Source organism: Arthrobacter sp. FW306-06-A, from assembly GCF_021870055.1.
Classification (GTDB): domain Bacteria; phylum Actinomycetota; class Actinomycetes; order Actinomycetales; family Micrococcaceae; genus Arthrobacter.
The window spans coordinates 2,726,333-2,743,724 of the sequence record NZ_CP084552.1; the positions used below are offsets into that span (position 1 = coordinate 2,726,333).

Annotated in this window: 11 protein-coding genes; 6 read left to right on the forward strand and 5 right to left on the reverse strand. The window is 67.9% G+C overall.

Annotated features, from left to right (window positions below):
• Positions 1-85 precede the first annotated feature (85 nt).
• On the reverse strand, positions 86-1,669 hold the full coding sequence (gene ffh, locus LFT49_RS12770) for a signal recognition particle protein (protein WP_237428442.1): 1,584 nt from the start codon (positions 1,667-1,669) through the stop codon (positions 86-88).
• A gap of 84 nt (positions 1,670-1,753) precedes the next feature.
• Here ffh and LFT49_RS12775 point away from each other — a divergent pair, with 84 nt between their 5' ends.
• Together LFT49_RS12775 and LFT49_RS12780 are read left to right on the forward strand one after the other, a co-directional pair.
• On the forward strand, positions 1,754-3,157 hold the full coding sequence (locus LFT49_RS12775; RefSeq protein WP_237428443.1) for a glucose-6-phosphate dehydrogenase: 1,404 nt from the start codon (positions 1,754-1,756) through the stop codon (positions 3,155-3,157).
• A 237-nt stretch (positions 3,158-3,394) separates the two neighbouring features.
• A complete protein-coding gene (locus tag LFT49_RS12780; protein ID WP_236799412.1) occupies positions 3,395-4,363 on the forward strand; it encodes an IS481 family transposase in 969 nt (322 codons plus the stop codon).
• Here the strand turns inward: LFT49_RS12780 and LFT49_RS12785 are convergent.
• Positions 4,360-4,698, reverse strand: coding sequence for a P-II family nitrogen regulator (locus LFT49_RS12785; protein ID WP_159631736.1), 339 nt, complete (start codon positions 4,696-4,698; stop codon positions 4,360-4,362). The genes LFT49_RS12780 and LFT49_RS12785 overlap by 4 nt on opposite strands.
• A complete protein-coding gene (locus LFT49_RS12790) occupies positions 4,695-6,047 on the reverse strand; it encodes an ammonium transporter (protein ID WP_236798661.1) in 1,353 nt (450 codons plus the stop codon). The genes LFT49_RS12785 and LFT49_RS12790 overlap by 4 nt, the downstream gene beginning before the upstream one ends.
• A 226-nt stretch (positions 6,048-6,273) precedes the next feature.
• Here LFT49_RS12790 and LFT49_RS12795 point away from each other — a divergent pair, with 226 nt between their 5' ends.
• Entirely contained in the window at positions 6,274-7,515 is a 1,242-nt protein-coding gene (locus LFT49_RS12795) for an MFS transporter (RefSeq protein ID WP_237428444.1), read from the forward strand.
• A gap of 60 nt (positions 7,516-7,575) precedes the next feature.
• Here the strand turns inward: LFT49_RS12795 and ftsY are convergent, their stop codons facing one another.
• Positions 7,576-8,781, reverse strand: a complete 1,206-nt coding sequence (gene ftsY / locus LFT49_RS12800; RefSeq protein ID WP_237428445.1) for a signal recognition particle-docking protein FtsY — start codon at positions 8,779-8,781, stop codon at positions 7,576-7,578.
• A gap of 105 nt (positions 8,782-8,886) precedes the next feature.
• Positions 8,887-12,480 carry a chromosome segregation protein SMC gene (smc, locus tag LFT49_RS12805; protein ID WP_237428446.1) on the reverse strand — a complete coding sequence of 1,198 codons (3,594 nt, stop codon included), beginning with the start codon at positions 12,478-12,480 and terminating at the stop codon, positions 8,887-8,889.
• A gap of 230 nt (positions 12,481-12,710) precedes the next feature.
• Between smc and LFT49_RS12810 the strand changes: the two genes are divergently transcribed.
• The 3 genes from LFT49_RS12810 to LFT49_RS12820 are packed head-to-tail and all read left to right on the forward strand — an operon-like array spanning position 12,711 to position 17,367.
• Entirely contained in the window at positions 12,711-13,733 is a 1,023-nt protein-coding gene (locus LFT49_RS12810; RefSeq protein WP_236798665.1) for a 3-oxoacyl-ACP synthase III, read from the forward strand.
• The gene (locus LFT49_RS12815; protein WP_237428447.1) at positions 13,727-16,399 is read left to right on the forward strand and encodes an alpha/beta fold hydrolase; all 2,673 of its coding nucleotides are present in this window, start codon (positions 13,727-13,729) and stop codon (positions 16,397-16,399) included. The genes LFT49_RS12810 and LFT49_RS12815 overlap by 7 nt, the downstream gene beginning before the upstream one ends.
• On the forward strand, positions 16,396-17,367 hold the full coding sequence (locus LFT49_RS12820) for an NAD-dependent epimerase/dehydratase family protein (protein ID WP_237428448.1): 972 nt from the start codon (positions 16,396-16,398) through the stop codon (positions 17,365-17,367). The genes LFT49_RS12815 and LFT49_RS12820 overlap by 4 nt, the downstream gene beginning before the upstream one ends.
• Positions 17,368-17,392 lie beyond the last annotated feature (25 nt).

Sequence of the window (17,392 nt, forward strand, 5' to 3'; positions counted from 1 at the left end):
GGTGCCGACATCCCCACCGAAAAGCGCCAGGTGTCGTCTTGAGCGATCAAAACGACACCTGGCGCTGCACGATGATGGTGAACTGCTACTTGCCCAGGAACTTGTCGAAGCCCTTGGGGAGGTTCAGCTGGGACGGGTCGAAGTCGCTGCCCTGCTGGCCGAAGGCGGCCCCGGTGGGCAGTGCCTTGGCCGCATTGGCGCGCCGGGCTTCGGCTTCCTTGCGCTCCTGCGCAGCCTTGGCCGGGTTGCCGGACTTTGCCTTTTTCTTGGGCGCGTTCTTGGCGTTCTTGCGGGCACCGCCGCCGGCACCAGGCAGGCCGGGCATCCCGGGCATTCCCGGCATGCCGCCCTGGGCCATCTTCTTCATCATCTTCTGGGCCTGCGCAAACCGCTCCAGCAAGCCGTTGACCTCCGACACGTGGACGCCGGAACCACGGGCGATGCGGGCGCGCCGCGAGCCGTTGATGATCTTCGGGGCAAGCCGCTCGTGCGGGGTCATGGACCGCACGATTGCCTCGACGCGGTCAATCTCCCGCTCGTCGAACTGCTCCAGCTGCTGCCGGATGTTCTGCGCGCCAGGCATCATCATGAGCATTTTCTTCATGGAGCCCATGTTGCGGATCTGCTGCATCTGGGCGAGGAAGTCCTCGAGGGTGAAGTCTTCCTGGTCGGCGAACTTCTTCGCCATCCGGGCGGCTTCATCCTTGTCCCAAGCCTTCTCAGCCTGTTCGATGAGCGTGAGGATGTCGCCCATGTCCAGGATGCGCGAGGCCATCCGGTCCGGGTGGAAGAGCTCGAAGTCGTCCAGGCCTTCGCCCGTGGAGGCGAACATGACCGGCTTGCCGGTGACCGACGCGACGGACAGCGCGGCACCGCCGCGGGCGTCGCCGTCGAGCTTGGAAAGCACGATGCCGGTGAAGTTCACGCCTTCGTCAAAGGCAAGGGCCGTGTTCACGGCGTCCTGGCCGATCATGGAGTCGATCACGAACAGGACTTCGTTGGGCACGATGGCCCGGCGGATCTGGCGGGCCTGCTCCATCATGTCGGCGTCCACGCCAAGGCGGCCGGCGGTATCAACAATCACCACGTCGTGCAGCTTCTGGCGTGCTTCCTCGACGCCGGCACGCGCCACGGCGACCGGGTCGCCGGCAGGCTGGTCCAGCTCAGTCGAGGTGGCGCCCGGGTGGGGTGCGAAGACGGGGACGTTGGCGCGCTGGCCCACTACCTGGAGCTGGGTGACGGCGTTGGGGCGCTGGAGGTCGCAGGCCACCAGCATGGGGCTGTGGCCCTGGGCCTTCAGCCACTTGGACAGCTTGCCCGCGAGGGTGGTCTTACCCGCACCCTGGAGGCCGGCGAGCATGATGATGGTGGGGCCGTTCTTGGCCAAGCGAATCCGCCGGGTCTCGCCGCCGAGGATCTCCTGGAGTTCCTCGTTGACGATCTTCACGATCTGCTGGCTGGGGTTCAGAGCGGCAGAGACCTCCGCACCCAGCGCACGTTCGCGGACCCGTCCCGTGAATTCGCGGACCACCGGTACGGCGACATCGGCGTCCAGGAGGGCACGGCGGATCTCGCGGACGGTGGCATCAACATCGGCCTCCGTGAGGCGGCCCTTGCCGCGGAGATTCTTGAAGGTTGCTGTCAACCGGTCAGAGAGTGAATTGAACACGCGCCGTGAACTTCTTTCAGGAGATGATCGGGACTCGACTATCTAGGGTATCAAGTCAGACACCTAAGATGGCATGCTGGCAAAATGACGAGCCAAACAACTGTCAAGACCCTGCTCATCCTCGGCGCCTCGGGCGACCTCACCGGCCGCCTCCTCCTGCCGGGGCTGGCGCGGCTGCTTGCCGCCGGCCGTGCAGAGGGCCTCAGCCTGGTGGGGGCCGGTTCGGACCCCTGGACGCCTGAACAGTGGCGGGAGCGCGTGCAGTCATCGTTCGCGGCGGCAGCCGGTGCAGCGGACCAGCCGGGCAAGGAAGCCCTCGAGCTGTTGCAGAAGGAGACGGTGTACCACCAGCTGGATGTCACGGCCAATGGCGCCCTGGCGGCCTTGCTGAAAACCCTGGAAGGCCCGGTGGCCGTCTACTTCGCTCTGCCGCCCCGGATCAGCCAGCTGGCCTGCGAGACGCTTCAGCCAGAGGAGGTGCCGGCCGGTACCCGCCTGGTGATGGAGAAGCCTTTCGGCTCCAGCGAACAGTCCGCGCGCTCCCTCAACCAGACGTTGGCGCGCCTCGTCCCGGAAGACCACATCCACCGGGTGGACCATTTCCTGGGCAAGGCCACAGTCCTCAACATCCTGGGCCTGCGGTTCGCGAACAACTTCCTGGAGCCGGTGTGGAACCGGCAGCACGTGGAAAAGGTGGAAATCTTCTTCGACGAGGATCTGGCCCTGGAGGGACGTGCCCGCTACTACGACGGCGCCGGCGCCCTGCGCGACATGATCCAAAGCCACCTCCTGCAGGTCATGGCCGTGATGGCCATCGAGCCTCCGGCCACCATTGGCGAGCGCGACCTCCGCGATGCGGTCTCCACCGTCCTTCGCGCCAGCAGCGTCAGCGCCCCCTTCACCAAGTCAACGCGCAGGGCCCGATACACCGCCGGCACTGTAGCAGGCAAGGAGGTCCCCGACTACGCCAACGAGGAGGGCGTGGACGCCGACCGGGAAACGGAGACCCTCGCGGAGATCCAGGTGGGGATCGACAACTGGCGCTGGCGTGGCGTTCCCTTCATCCTGCGTTCGGGCAAGGCCCTGGGCGACAAGAGAAAGGAGGCGGTGGTCACTTTCCTGCCGGTGCCCCACCTCCCCCAGGGTTTCACCGGGGTGGACTCCCCCAACCAGCTGCGGATCGGTTTTGGCCCGGACACGCTGGAGTTCGATGTGGATGTCAACGGTCCCGGGAACATTTTCAGCCTGGGCCGGGTCACCCTGGAAGCCGAACTGAGTGCCTCCGACCTGCTGCCCTACGGTGAGGTGCTGGAGGGGGTGCTGTCCGGGGATCCGCTGCTGTCCGTCCGGAGCGACACGGCTGAGGACTGCTGGCGGATTGTTGAACCGGTGCTGAAGGCATGGGAAAAGGGTGAGGTCCCGCTGGAGGAGTACGACGCCGGGTCGGCCGGGCCGGCGTCCTGGCCCACCAACCGGCGTCAGGACTGAGCCGTCCACACAAGGCGGGTTTAGCGCCTTAGACGTCAGCAGGGCGGGCTGGACCTTCCGGTTCCCGCCCGCCCTGCTTTCGTTTTCAGTTCCTGCCGTCCGCTGGGGGCCGCAGTGGTGAGGCCTAGATGTATTGACCACGGAGGTTAGGAACATGCGGCGTGGTTAGGTGACAAAAAGAAGACCTCCAAGTGGAGTGGGGCTTGTCTAAGAGTCCGATCCACAAGGAGGTCTTCAATGTCCCATGCTAACGCGCTTCTGACGCCGAAGGGACGGCTCCGGCTGGCCCGGTGCATCGTCGATGACGGGTGGCCGCTGCGCCGTGCTGCTGAGCGGTTCCAGGTGTCGGTGACGACCGCAGCGCGGTGGGCGGCCCGTTACCGGGAGCACGGGGAGCACGGGACGGGTGATCGTTCCAGCCGGCCCATCAACTCCCCGCGTCGGACCTCCACGCGGCGGGAGCGGCGGATCGTCGCGATCAGAGTCAACCGGCGCTGGGGCCCGGCACGGATCGGCTATCTGCTGGGCATTCACCCCTCCACGGTGCACCGGGTGCTGTCCCGGTTTGGGCTGGCGAGGCTGGCGTGGATGGACCGGGCCACGGGCCGGGTGATTCGCCGGTACGAGCACCACAGCCCCGGGGACCTGGTCCACGTCGACATCAAGAAACTTGGACGGATCCCTGACGGCGGCGGACACCGCAGTGTCGGCAGGGCCGCCGGAAACCGGAACAAGACCGGTACCGCGGCGAACCGGAGACCGGGTCACGCCTTCTTGCACAACGCCGTCGATGATCACTCCAGGCTCGCCTACACGGAGATCCTGACCGATGAGAAAAAGGACACTGCGGCCGGATTCTGGGAACGCGCCAATGCCTACTTCGAGTCCCACGGGATCACTGTCAAACGGGTCCTGACCGATAACGGATCCTGCTACCGCTCCTACGCATTCAAAGACGCTCTGGGCCCGGACATCAAGCACAAACGCACCCGCCCCTACAGGCCTCAGACAAACGGCAAAGTCGAGCGCTACAACCGCACCATGCTCGACGAATGGGCCTACGCCCGTCCCTACGCCTCCGAGGCCGAGCGTGTTGCCGCTTTCGCCGACTGGCTCCATCATTACAATCATCATCGAGGCCACACCTCACTCAACGGTCAGCCACCGGCCAGCCGCGTCACCAACCTCTCAGGTCAATACACCTAGATGGCGGCCACTCCGCGTTCCCCTGTACGGACCCGCACTGCTTCGTGGACGTCCATGGTCCAGACCTTGCCGTCCCCTGCCCTGCCGGTATTGGAGCTGGCAATGATCACGTCCAGGATGTCATCGGCCTGTTCGTCCGTTGCCAGCACTTCCACCCGGATCTTGGGCAGGAGGTCCACGTTGTATTCCGCCCCGCGGTAAACCTCGGTGTAGCCGCGCTGCCGGCCGTAGCCGCTGGCCGCGCTGACCGTCAGGCCCTGGACGCCGTAGGCTTCCAGCCCTTCCCTGATGGCTTCGAGCTTTTCCGGCCTGACGATTGCAGTGATCAGTTTCATGCCCCCACGCTTTCCTTGCCTGTTGCTGACTGTGCCTTCTGCGCTTCCGCTGCCTGCGCGGCTTCAGGGGTTAGGCCCTTGCCGGTGATCAGGTCATGCAGCGGCTGGAAGCTTCCGCCGTGGCCGCTGACGCCGAACTCGTAGGCAGTCTCGGCGTGCAGGCTGAGGTCCACACCCACCGTTTCCTGTTCCTGCGAGACGCGGAAGCCCATTGTCTTGTGGATGGCCAGGGCGATGATGGTGGTCAGGATCGCGGAGTAGGCAATGGCGATGCCGGCTGCCGCGAGCTGTGCCCAGAGCTGTGCCAGTCCGCCGCCGTAGAAGAGGCCGCCGCCAACACCGTCGGTGGGCAGGGCGATGAAGCCCAGCGCCACGGTGCCGATGATGCCGGATACCAGGTGCACGCCCACGACGTCGAGCGAGTCATCGAAGCCCCAACGGAACTTCAGGCCGACTGCCAGGGCGGAAGCTACGCCGGCCACGACTCCCAGGCCCAGGGCGCCCACGGGGCTGACGTTGGCGCAGGCCGGAGTGATGGCAACCAGGCCGGCAACCACGCCGGATGCTGCGCCGAGCGAGGTGGGGTGGCCGTCGCGGATCCGCTCAGTGACCAGCCAGCCGAGCATGGCAGCTGCCGGGGCTGCGAGGGTGTTGACCCAGATCAGGCCGCCCTGTTCGGCAGTGGTGGCTGCACCGCCGTTGAAGCCGAACCAGCCGAACCAGAGGATGGCCGCGCCGAGCATGACGAACGGAATGTTGTGCGGGCGGTGGTTGGGGTCCTTGCCGAAGCCCTTGCGGTTGCCGATGATCAGGACCAGGATGAGCGCGGCCACACCTGCGTTGATGTGGACCACCGTGCCGCCGGCGAAGTCGATGGCGGGGCCAAGGGCTTTGCCGATGGCTCCTTCAGGGCCGAAGAGGCCGCCGCCCCACACCATGTAGGCGAGCGGGCAGTAGACCAGCGTGACCCACACGGGAACGAACACGGACCAGGCGCCGAACTTGGCACGGTCTGCGATGGCGCCGCTGATCAGTGCCACCGTGATGATGGCGAACGTGGCGGCGTAGCCAACCTTGATCAGGCCATCGGGGGTGGTGATTCCCTCAAGGCCGAAGGTGGCGAACGGGTTGCCGACGATCTCCATGAACCCTTCCCCGGAGCTCATGGAGGCGCCCCACAGGACCCAGACGACGCCCACCATGCCGATGGAGATGAAGCTCATCATCATCATGTTCAGGGCTGCCTTGGCGCGGGTCATGCCGCCGTAGAAAAATGCCAGACCGGGTGTCATGAACAGCACAAGGGCTGCCGCCACCATGACCCAAACGTGACCTGCGGTAAGTTCCATGGTGCACGTCCTCTCTCATCGAATCTTGCGGAAGTACTCCGCCTGCCAACGCCTTTTGCGTCCTGTAAAGAGTGTGTGGGTGGCGTGTTTCGCCCGCGGAGGATTTAGATTGCCGGCCTGTTACAACAACCTCTAGGAAGTAAATGGTGCATATCCGCCTTGTTACGGTTATGTTTCCGCACCCGCGCAGCCACCCGGCTCCCTTTCCAGCGAGGATTTCCCCAGCATGACGGCACCACCCCGCGCCAACGGCGCCACCTCAAGGTTTTGGGCGCGGCTGCGGCCGCAGCGCGAAAGGCTCCCCCGCGACATCAAGGTGATGCTGGCCGCGGCCTTCCTCATCGCGCTTGGATTCGGGCTTGTTGCGCCCGTATTGCCCCAGTTCGCCACAACCTTTGGAGTGGGAAACACCGAGGCTGCCGTCATCGTGGCGATCTTCGCGTTCATGCGCCTGGCTTTTGCCCCGGCCGGCGGTGCATTGATCGGCAAGCGGGGAGAACGCCCCATCTACGTTGCCGGTCTGTTGATCGTGGCACTGTCCACCGCGGCGTGCGCCTTCGCCCAGGACTACTGGCAGCTGCTGCTGTTCCGCGGCCTTGGCGGGGCAGGCTCGGTGATGTTCACCGTGGCATCCATGGCCCTGGTGGTCCGGCTGGCGCCGCCTCAAAGCAGGGGAAGGGTCTCGGGAGCCTACGCCTCAGCGTTCCTGATCGGGAACGTGTGCGGGCCCATCGTGGGAGGCCTCCTGGCGGGGCTGGGCCTGCGGGTCCCGTTCCTCGCCTACGCCGCCGCCCTGCTCGTTGCCGCTTTCGTGGTTCAGACCCAGCTCAGCCATCAACGCAGGGACGGCGGAGACGCACAGAAGCGGTCACCGGACATGCGCATCGGCGAAGCCCTGGGCGCGGGCACCTACCGTTCGGCCCTCGCTTCCAGCTTTGCCAACGGCTGGGCCACCTTTGGCGTGCGGATGGCAACCGTGCCGCTGTTCGCGGCGGCCGCTTTCGGAGCAGGCCCGCAGGCTGCCGGCCTGGCCCTGGCCGTGTTCGCTGCCGGCAACGCCGCCGCGCTCACCTTCTCGGGGCGCCTGGCCGACTCGGTGGGGCGCAAGCCCATGATGATCGCGGGTTTGCTGGTGGCAGCCCTGGCAACCGCGGCAATCGGGATCACCACGGACCTGCCCTGGTTCCTGGCGGCGTCGACGCTGGCCGGCGTCGGGTCCGGCCTCTTCGGCCCAGCCCAGCAGGCTGCAGTGGCCGATGTCATCGGCAATGGCCGCTCGGGCGGCAAGGTGCTGGCCGTCTACCAGATGATGTCCGACGTCGGCGCGATCGTTGGGCCGGTCGTGGCAGGGCTGCTGGCGGACCGGCTGGGCTTCGGCTGGGCCTTTGGGGTCACCGGCGGCATCATGCTCCTGGCCGCCGTCGCCTGGCTTCCCACCCGGGAATCGCTCCGTACGGCAGGGCCGTAGCAGGCCCTGCCGGAGTTCTGGAACCAGGCCGGTTCAGGAGTCAGCCGGTTCAGCGGTCAGCTAGTTCAGCAGGGCGTCGACGAAGCTTTCGGTGTCGAACGGTGCCAGGTCGTCGGCACCTTCGCCCAGTCCGATGAGCTTGACCGGCACACCGAGGGACTTCTGGATGGCGACAACGATGCCGCCCTTTGCGGTTCCGTCCAGCTTGGTCAAGACGATGCCCGTGATGTTGACCACCTCGGAGAAGACCCGCGCCTGGTTCAGGCCGTTCTGGCCGGTGGTGGCGTCCAGCACCAGCAGGACCTCATCCACCTCTGCCAGCTTCTCCACCACGCGCTTGACCTTGCCCAGCTCGTCCATGAGGCCAACCTTGTTCTGCAGGCGGCCGGCGGTGTCGATCATGACAACGTCCACTTCCTGCTCGATGCCTGCCTTTACTGCCTCGTAGGCAACGGAGGCGGGGTCGGCGCCGTCGATGTCCGACTTCACGGTCGGAACGCCGACGCGCTGGCCCCACGTGGCCAGCTGCTCGGCGGCGGCGGCGCGGAAGGTGTCCGCGGCGCCCAGCAGGACGTCCTTGTCCTCGGCCACCAGCACACGTGCCAGTTTGCCCACCGTGGTGGTCTTGCCTACGCCGTTCACGCCCACCACCATCATCACGGCGGGCTTGTCGGCATGCCGCTGGACGTTCAGGCTGCGGTCCATGGTGGGATCCACGAGCTTGATGAGCTCTTCGCGCAGCATGGCCTTCACGTGTTCGGGGGTCCGGGTGCCCAGGACCTTGACCCGCTCCCGCAGGGCATCCACCAGCTGCATGGTGGGCTCGGTGCCCAGGTCCGCGAGCAGGAGTGTCTCCTCCACTTCGTCCCAGACGCTCTCGTCGATGCGGTCGCTGGACAGCAGGGCCAGCAGCCCCTTGCCCATGATGTTGTTCGAGCGGACCAGCCGTTCGCGCAGGCGGGTGAGGCGTCCCGCGACCGGAAGCGGGGTTTCAACGGGGATGGTTTCCAGCCCGGCAGCATTGTCCGGAACCATCGTGGTGTCCAGCTCATCGAGGTCGGCGCCCTGCGGGGCCGCGCGCTCGATGGTTCCCTCGCGGTCCGCCACCGCGGCGCTTCCGCCGGAGCGGATTTCGGGGTCATTGGCGTCCCGTGTACCGGGGTACCTGGTGATGTTCCTCCGCGTCTTGATCAGGACCGGGATCAAGGCGCCGATGACCACCAGCGCAGCAAGAATGGACAGGACAATGGGAAGGATGTCATTCACTCCCCTAGCTTCTCACAAACGGCTTGCCCCCTTCCGGCGCCTGCCGCGCAGCTGACCTGCCCTTTTCGCCGCCGCCCGCGCTGCTGATATTCCTCTGCGCCGCTGCTAAACCTCCGCGCCGAGGCGCTGGCTGATCACCGTGGAAACGCCGTCGCCCCTCATCGTTACCCCGTACAACGCGTCCGCCACTTCCATGGTGCGCTTCTGGTGGGTGATGACGATGAGCTGGCTGGATTCCCGGAGCTCTTCGAAGATGGTGATCAACCGGCCCAGGTTGGTGTCGTCCAGTGCCGCTTCCACCTCGTCCATGACGTAGAACGGCGAGGGCCTGGCCTTGAAGATGGCCACCAGCAGCGCCACCGCTGTCAGGGACCGCTCGCCGCCGGAGAGCAGCGACAGCCGCTTGATCTTCTTGCCCGCCGGACGGGCCTCCACCTCGATGCCGGTGGTCAGCATGTCCGTGGGGTCGGTAAGGACCAACCGGCCTTCGCCGCCGGGAAAAAGTCGGTCGAACACCCTGGTGAATTGCGCCTGGGTATCCTCGAAGGCTTCGGCGAAGACGCGCTGGACGCGGTCGTCCACTTCCTTGATGATGTCCAGCAGGTCCCGGCGGCTGGCCTTCAGGTCCTCCAGCTGGGTGCTGAGGAACTGGTGCCGTTCCTCCAGTGCCGCGAATTCCTCAAGGGCCAGGGGGTTGACCTTGCCCAGGCTGGCCAGGTCCCGTTCTGCCTTCCGCAGCCGCTTCTCCTGCTCCTGCCGGACGTAGGGCTTTCCTTCCACGATCTCTTGCCCGCCAGCATCAACGGGGGCGCGGAGGGCGGCCCATTTGTCGCTGGATTCCTCCGCGGGCACGGGCACGGGGACGTGCGGGCCGAATTCCTCTACCAGGGCCTCGGGGGTAATGCCCAGTTCATCCACGGAACGGGTTTCTACTGCCTCGATCCTGGCCCGTTGCTGGGCCCGGGCGAGCTCGTCGCGGTGCACGTTGTCGGTGAGGTCGGCCAGTTCCCGGGCCAGGGCGTCGTTCGCTTCCCGGATGTCGCGCAGTCCGCGGTCACGCAGCTCGCGGTTCTCCTCGGCCAGGTCCCGTTCGTGCCGTGCCAGGTCCACCGAGACATCCACGTAGCCGAGTGCCAGTTCCACGCCTGCGGAAACGGCGGCTGCCCGTTTGGCCTGGATCCGGCGGCGCCGGGCGCGCTCCGCGGCTTCCTCGCGGGCACGGCGTTCGGTGGCGGCGGCGCGTTCCAGTGATGCCACCCGGTTGCGCGTGGCGGCCAGCTGCTCCTCGGCACTGCGCAGGGACAACCGTGCCTCCACCTCTGCTGCGCGGGCGGCGGAGGCGGCATGTGCCAGGGCGTCCCGCTGTTCGGTGGAGGGTTCCTCTTCAACGGGTGCTTCCTGGGCTGCCGCCAGGCGGGCGGTAACGGCCGCGAGCGCTTCCTGCTCGGCAGCGACATTCCCTTCCGCCCGCGCCAAGGACGCGGCCAGCCGTTCGCTCTCGCCCACGGCACTGCGCAGGACGGAGTTCAGGTGGCCCAGGCGTTCAGCGACCGCCGCGAGGCGGGCGTCAGATTCATGCAGCTTGTCCAGGGCGGCGTCCGCTTCCTCCTGCGCACCTGCGCGCCGCGCCTCGGCGCCGGCCAGGGCGAACCTGTTCCGCTCCAGGTCCGCGGTGACCGCAGAAAGGCTGCGGTCGGCGTCGTCCACTGCCGCCTGTACCTCGAGCAGCGACGGTGCCTTGGCAGAACCGCCGGCCGCCGTTAACGCCGTGAAGACGTCACCCTCGCCGGTGACCACCGTGAGGCCGGGCACCGAGGCCACGAGGGTGGACGCGGCGTCGATGCCGGATACGACGGCGGTCCCGGCCAGCAGGTGCCGGACCAGGGCGAGGTGCCCCGCGGGCCCCTCCACGAGGTCGGCGGCCCATTGCGCCCCCTCGGGCAGCCGGAAGGCAGGGTGGTCGCCGTCCCTCTGGTGGCCCGCCGCAGCCGAGGCGAGGAGCAGCGATGCCCGCCCGGCGTCGTCGTCCTTGAGCCGCTGCAGCACCTCAACGGCCGTGTCCTTGTCCTTGACCAGCACTGCTTCAGATGCCTGTCCCAGGGCGGCGGCGATGGCCGCTTCATAACCGGCCTGCACCGTGATCGTGGCGGCGACGCTTCCCTGCACCCCTGGAAGGCCTGATTCCAGCACGTGCCGGGCGCCGTCCTTGCGGTCGAGCCCCAGCTTGAGGGCGTCGAGCCGCGCGGCCAGGGCATCCCGTTTCCGGACTCCTTCGTTGACGGCGGCCTTGAGGTCCGTGATCTCCTGGAGCACAGCGTCCAGGGCCTCGCTTGCAGCTTCATAGTCGGCGTCGAGGGATTCTTCCCCCTCCTCCACGCCCGCCACCTGGTTCTCCAACGCCGTGAACTCGGCCTGGGCACGGGCGCGGCGTTCGGTTCCGGCGGTAAGGGATTCGCGCAGCCGTCCCAGTTCCGCCTGTGCGGACTCCACGCGGGACCTGGCGGCCGCCACCTGGCCGGCAAGCCGTGCCAGCCCTTCCCGCCGGTCGGCTGCCGCCCGGAGCTGGGCGGTGAGCCGCTGGTCCTCGGCCAGGGCCGCCTGCTCCGCTTCGGCCTTTGCGGCGCTGGCCGTCTCCAGGGCACTGCGCCTGGTTTCAATGTCCTGTTCAAGTTCGGCGAGCTCCTGCCGCACCCGGGCTGCCTGGCGTTCGAGCTGTTCGGGGTCCCTGCCCGGCGGGGGCGCGGCATCTTCCGAACCCAGCAGGCGGCTGCGCTCAGTGGCCAGCGAGCCGAGCGAGCGAAGCCGCTCCCGGGCAGTGGAGAGCCGGTACCAGGTGTCACGGGCGGCATTAAGGCGCGGTGTGGCCTCTGCCGCAAGTTGCTCCAGCGCTGCCTGCCGCCTGCGGCCCGTTTCGAGTTCCTGCTCGACGGCGGCACGCCGGGCCTTGAGCGCAGCCTCGTCCGCCACGTCCCGCTCCAGCGCCAGCTGCAACTGGACGAGGTCGTCGGCAAGCAGGCGGGCGCGGGCGTCCCTGACGTCGAACTGGACGCGCTGGGCGCGGCGGGCCACCTCCGCCTGCTTGCCCAGGGGCGTCAGCTGGCGCCGGATTTCCCCGGTGAGGTCGGTGAGGCGCTGGAGGTTGGCCTGCATGGCCTCCAGTTTCCGGACCGTGCGTTCCTTGCGCCGGCGGTGCTTGAGGATCCCTGCTGCCTCCTCGATGAAGCCGCGGCGGTCCTCGGGGGTGGCGTGCAGCACGCGGTCCAGCTGGCCCTGGCCCACGATGACGTGCATCTCCCGGCCCAGCCCGGAGTCGGAAAGCAGTTCCTGGATATCCAGCAGCCGGCAGGCGGCACCGTTGATGGCATACTCGGAGCCGCCCGTACGGAACAGCGTCCGGGAAATGGTGACTTCGCTGTATTCAATGGGCAGGGCGCCGTCGGCGTTGTCGATGGTGAGCGAAACGTGTGCCCGGCCAAGGGGCGGCCGCCCGGACGTCCCGGCGAAAATGACGTCCTCCATCTTGCCGCCGCGGAGGGTTTTGGCGCCTTGCTCGCCCATGACCCAGGCCAGGGCGTCCACCACGTTGGACTTCCCGGATCCGTTGGGACCCACCACGGCGGTGACGCCGGGTTCGAAGTCGAAGGTGGTGGCAGACGCAAAGGACTTGAACCCCCGGACGGTCAGGCTTTTGAGGTGCAAGGCTTTTCTGGTCTCCTGGAGCGGATAGGGCAGGATTGCGGGAACCGGCTCACTACAATCTACTGCGCAGGACCGACATTTCCCCGCAGCAGCGCCCGGAAGCCAAGGCCTGCACCACGCGTGAATATGCATGTTCCGGGCAGGCAAAGGCATAGTTAAGCTCTTGAGCCTGCGTTTTTGTGGGTACAGTCACCGCAGGAATGCGGGACAGAAACGAAGAGGGGCTTGAATTGGCAGGTAATGCAACCTTCCGCCACAGCAACACCGCGCTGCTCTCCGTGAGCAGCGTTGAAGCTCCAAGGATTGTGAGTTCCACGGACTTTGACCGGCGCCTGGCGTCAACCCTGCAGCGGCTGAAGTTCCCGCCGCGGCTGCTGGAACGCGTCGCAGGCATCACGCACCGCCGCTGGTGGGCCGCCGGCACGTCGTTCGATGACGCTGCGGTGGAAGCCGGTGCCAAGGCCCTGGCCGAGGCGGGCATCGAGGCATCCGACGTCGGCCTGCTGATCAACACCTCGGTGACCAGGCGCAACCTGGAACCGTCCGTCGCGGTGAAGATCCACCACGGACTCAGCCTGCCGTCGTCGGCCATGAACTTCGACCTTGCCAATGCCTGCCTGGGCTTCGTCAATGCCCTGACCCTGGCCGGCAACATGATCGATTCGGGCCAGATCAGGTACGCCGTGATTGTCAATGGCGAGGACGCCCAGCTGACCCAGGAGGCCACCCTGGAACGCCTCCAGCGGCCCGAAACCACCCGGGCCGACTTCAACCGTGAGTTCGCCACGCTGACGTTGGGCTCCGGAGCCGCCGCCGCCGTCCTGGGACCGGCGGATCAGCACCCCGGCGCCCACCGCGTGGTGGGCGGCGTGATGCGGGCCGGCACCGAACACCACGAACTGTGCGTGGGCGGCATCGACGGCATGCACACCGATACAAAGGGACTGCTCGACGGCGGCCTGCAGCTGGTCGTCGAAGCCTGGCATGAGGCCCAGCCCGAGTGGGACTGGGCTGCCATGGACCGCTACGTCACCCACCAGGTCAGCAACGCCTACACGCAGGCCATTATTGAGGCGATCGACCTGGACCCGGATAAGGTGCCCATCACGTTCCCGCACTGGGGCAATGTGGGGCCTGCCTCCCTTCCCATGACGCTGGCAGCCGAGGCGCAGTCGTTGGGGAGCGGTGACCGGGTCCTGTGCATGGGCGTGGGATCCGGCCTGAATACCGCCATGCTGGAAATCGTTTGGTGATCGCGGACTGGCCCGGCGTCAACGCCGAATGGTCACGCGAACTCGAAGTCCCCTCCACCTCCGGCGCTGATGCCCCCGGCACCGTGCACCGCTGGCACCTGCTGGATAACGGTGCAGAACTTGCCCGCCGCGGACTGGCTCCCCTGGGGACCCTGCTGTGCGTGCACGGCAACCCAACCTGGTCCTACCTGTGGCGGACCCTGCTGGCCGGCGGATCCGACGCGGCCCATCCATGGCGTGTGGTGGCCGTGGACCAGTTGGACATGGGATTTTCCGAGCGCACCGGGACGGTCCGGCGGCTGGCCGACAGGATCAACGACCTGGGCGACCTCACCGACGCCCTGGCCCTGGAGGGGCCAGTGGTTTCCGTAGGCCACGACTGGGGCGGCGTCATCAGCCTCGGCTGGGCCCTGGCGCACGAACACCAGCTGGCCGGGGTGGTCCTGACCAACACCGCCGTGCACCAGCCGGAAGGCTCTCCCCTTCCGGCAGCGCTGCGGCTTGCCCTGCACCCCGCCGTCCACAAATGGGGCACCATCACCTCGGATGCCTTCCTGCGGGTGACGCATTCTCTGGCACACCCGCCACTGTCCGCGGAGGTCCGGACCGCTTACATGGCCCCTTACCGCGGGGCGTCCCGGCGCGCCGGGGTGGGCAACTTTGTTGCGGACATCCCCGTTGACGCATCCCACCCAAGCTTCGCCGCGCTCACCGGGGTGGCGGAGGGGGTGCGCGGGCTGGATGTTCCAGCCCTGATGCTGTGGGGTCCGCGCGACCCCATCTTCTCGGACCGCTACCTCAAGGACCTCATCACCCGGCTCCCGCATGCGGACGTGCACCGCTACGAGGGCGCGGGGCACCTGGTGGCCGAGGACCGGGACATTGCCACGCCGGTCTTCGAGTGGCTCGCGGGGCGCGTTACCGGTGGTGGCACCCGTGCTGCCGATGCCCCCGCCGCCGTACAGGGCACCGACGGCTTTGAGCCCCTATGGGCGCCGCTTGCCGAACTGGCGGCGGGACCAGCGGGCGACGGGAGGGCCGTCGTCGAAATGGCAACGGACGGCACCGTGGCCCGCTTCCTGACGTGGAAGCAGCTGGAGGCGGCTGTTGGACACCTTGCCGCGGGCCTGCAGGAGGCGGGCGTTGGGTCGGGCAGCCGGGTGAGCCTGATGGTTCCGCCGGGGGTGGACCTCACCGTGGCCCTATATGCCTGCCTGCGGCTCGGTGCTGTGGTGGTGGTGGCCGACGCCGGCCTGGGCACCAGGGGCCTGAGCAGGGCCGTCAAGGGAGCCACTCCCGATGTCCTGATCGGGATCGACAAGGCCTTGGCCGCCGCCCAGGCCCTCGGGTGGGCAGCCCGGCGCATCAGTGTGCAGGAGCTCCCGGCGGGACGCCGCCGCCTCCTCGGGGTGGAAACCTCCCTTGCCGCCCTGGCGAGGGCAGGTTCGGAAAGGGCCGGGGCTGCGGACAGTGTTGCGCGGCCCCTGCCGGGCCCGGACTCCCCCGCCGCGGTGCTCTTCACCTCCGGTTCCACCGGTCCTGCAAAGGGCGTGTTGTATACCCATCGGCAGCTTGCCGCCATGCGGGACACCGTGGCCCAAACCTTTGGGATCCGTCCCGGCCAGCGCCTGGTGGCGGGTTTCGCGCCCTTTGCCCTGCTGGGGCCAGCCCTGGGGGCCGTCTCGGTGACGCCGGCGATGGATGTCACCGCACCCCGCACATTGACTGCACGCGCCCTCGCCGATGCCGGGGCGGCCATCGATGCAACGGTGGTCTTCGCATCCCCCGCTGCCCTGCGCAACGTCGTCGCCACACATGGCGGACTCACCCCGGAGGGTACGTCCGCACTCGAGCGCGTCGACCTGCTCCTCTCCGCCGGCGCGCCCGTTCCCGAAGCACTCCTCGCGAAGGTGCAGCAGCTGGTGCCCCGCGCTTCGCTGCACACCCCATACGGGATGACCGAGGCGTTGCCCGTCACCGACATCAGCTTCGAACAAATCCAGGCCGCCGCCGCTGATGCCGCTGCCGGAACGATGACGGGCGCGGGCAACGGCGTGTGTGTGGGCCTGCCCGTCCACGGTGCCCGCGTAGCCGTTGTCCCCCTGGCAGGAGACGGCACCGCCCCTGGCTCCCTGCCCGTCACCGATGCGGGCATCACGGGAGAGGTCCTGGTGAATGCGCCGCACGTCAAGGACGCCTACGACCGCCTCTGGCTGACCCAGGAGCTGAGCAGCGGTCCCGCCGGATGGCACCGCACCGGGGACGTGGGCCATTTCGACGCCCGGGGACGGCTGTGGGTGGAAGGACGCCTTGCGCACGTCGTCACTGCACCTGGCGGCGCAGTGACCCCGGTAGGCCCGGAACAGGCCATCGAAAGCCTGGACGGCGTCGGCATGGCAGCCGTGGTAGGGGTGGGACCGGCGGGGACGCAGGCCGTCACCGCCGTCGTCGAAACCGTCCCGCCGGCCCCGAAAGCCGGCCTTGCCGGTCCGGACTTGGCGGGCAAGGTGCGGGCCGCAGCACGCGGCGCGGGCGTGTCCGTCGCCGCCGTACTGGTTGTCCCCGAACAGCCCACCGACGTCCGCCACAACGCCAAGATCGACCGGACGCGGCTGGCCCGGTGGGCATCGTCCGTGCTGGCGGGCGGCCGCCCGGGGACCCCATGAGGGTGCTGGTCACCGGCGCCAGCGGGCTGCTGGGCCGGGAGGTGGCAGGCCTGTTGGTGCGGAAGGGCCATGCGGTCACCACCTTCCAGCGGCGTCCGTCAAGGGTCGACGGCGTGACGGACCGCAGTGGCTCCCTCACCGATGAGGCGGCGGTTTCGGCAGCCGTCCGGGGCGTTGAGGGCGTCATCCACCTGGCCGCCAAGGTTTCCTTTACCGGCCGTGCGCAGGAATTCAACGAAGTGAACGTCCAGGGAACCCGGCGGCTGCTCCAGGCAGCACGCGACGCCGGGGTCAGGGACTTCGTTTTCGTGTCCTCGCCGTCGGTGGCCAACTCGGGGGCCGCCATCGCAGGGCTGGGCGCTGAGCCGGCCGACCCGGTACATGCCCACGGCGACTACTCCCGCACCAAAGCCGAGGCGGAACTGCTGGCCCTTGCCGCAGACGCACCGGACTTCCGTGTCGCCGCGGTGCGGCCGCACGTGGTGTGGGGACCCGGGGACACCCAGCTGGTGGAACGGGTGCTGGCACGGGCGGCCCGGAAGCGGTTGCCGCTGCTGGATGCCGGTGCTGCCCTGATCGACACCACGTACGTGGACAACGCGGCAGCCGCCATCGTTGCCGCGCTGGAGCGCATGGGGCATATCCGCGGCCGGGCGCTGGTGGTCACCAACGGTGAGCCCCGGCCCGTGGGCGAACTCATTGCAGGGATCTGCGCTGCCGACGGCGTACCCGCTCCGGCCTGGTCCGTCCCCGGCCCACTGGCGCGGCTGGCAGGATCAGTGGTGGAGCGGGCGTGGCTTCGGCTCGGCAAGCAGGACGAACCGCCCATGACCAGGTTCCTCGCAGAGCAGTTGTCCACGGCACACTGGTTCGACCAGCGTGAAACCCACGCGCTCCTCGCCTGGACTCCCCAAGTATCCATCGACGAAGGCCTCGCCCGGCTCACGGACTACTACGGCTCCCGCTGAGCGGGCCTGCGAGGCGGGGTTGGGC

Coding starts and splice junctions, on each gene's coding strand:
- LFT49_RS12775 (WP_237428443.1), top strand. CDS start 1,754: ATGACGAGCCAAACAACTGTCAAGACCCTGCTCATCCTCGGCGCCTCG.
- LFT49_RS12780 (WP_236799412.1), top strand. CDS start 3,395: ATGTCCCATGCTAACGCGCTTCTGACGCCGAAGGGACGGCTCCGGCTG.
- LFT49_RS12785 (WP_159631736.1), bottom strand. CDS start 4,698: ATGAAACTGATCACTGCAATCGTCAGGCCGGAAAAGCTCGAAGCCATC.
- LFT49_RS12790 (WP_236798661.1), bottom strand. CDS start 6,047: ATGGAACTTACCGCAGGTCACGTTTGGGTCATGGTGGCGGCAGCCCTT.
- LFT49_RS12795 (WP_237428444.1), top strand. CDS start 6,274: ATGACGGCACCACCCCGCGCCAACGGCGCCACCTCAAGGTTTTGGGCG.
- LFT49_RS12820 (WP_237428448.1), top strand. CDS start 16,396: ATGAGGGTGCTGGTCACCGGCGCCAGCGGGCTGCTGGGCCGGGAGGTG.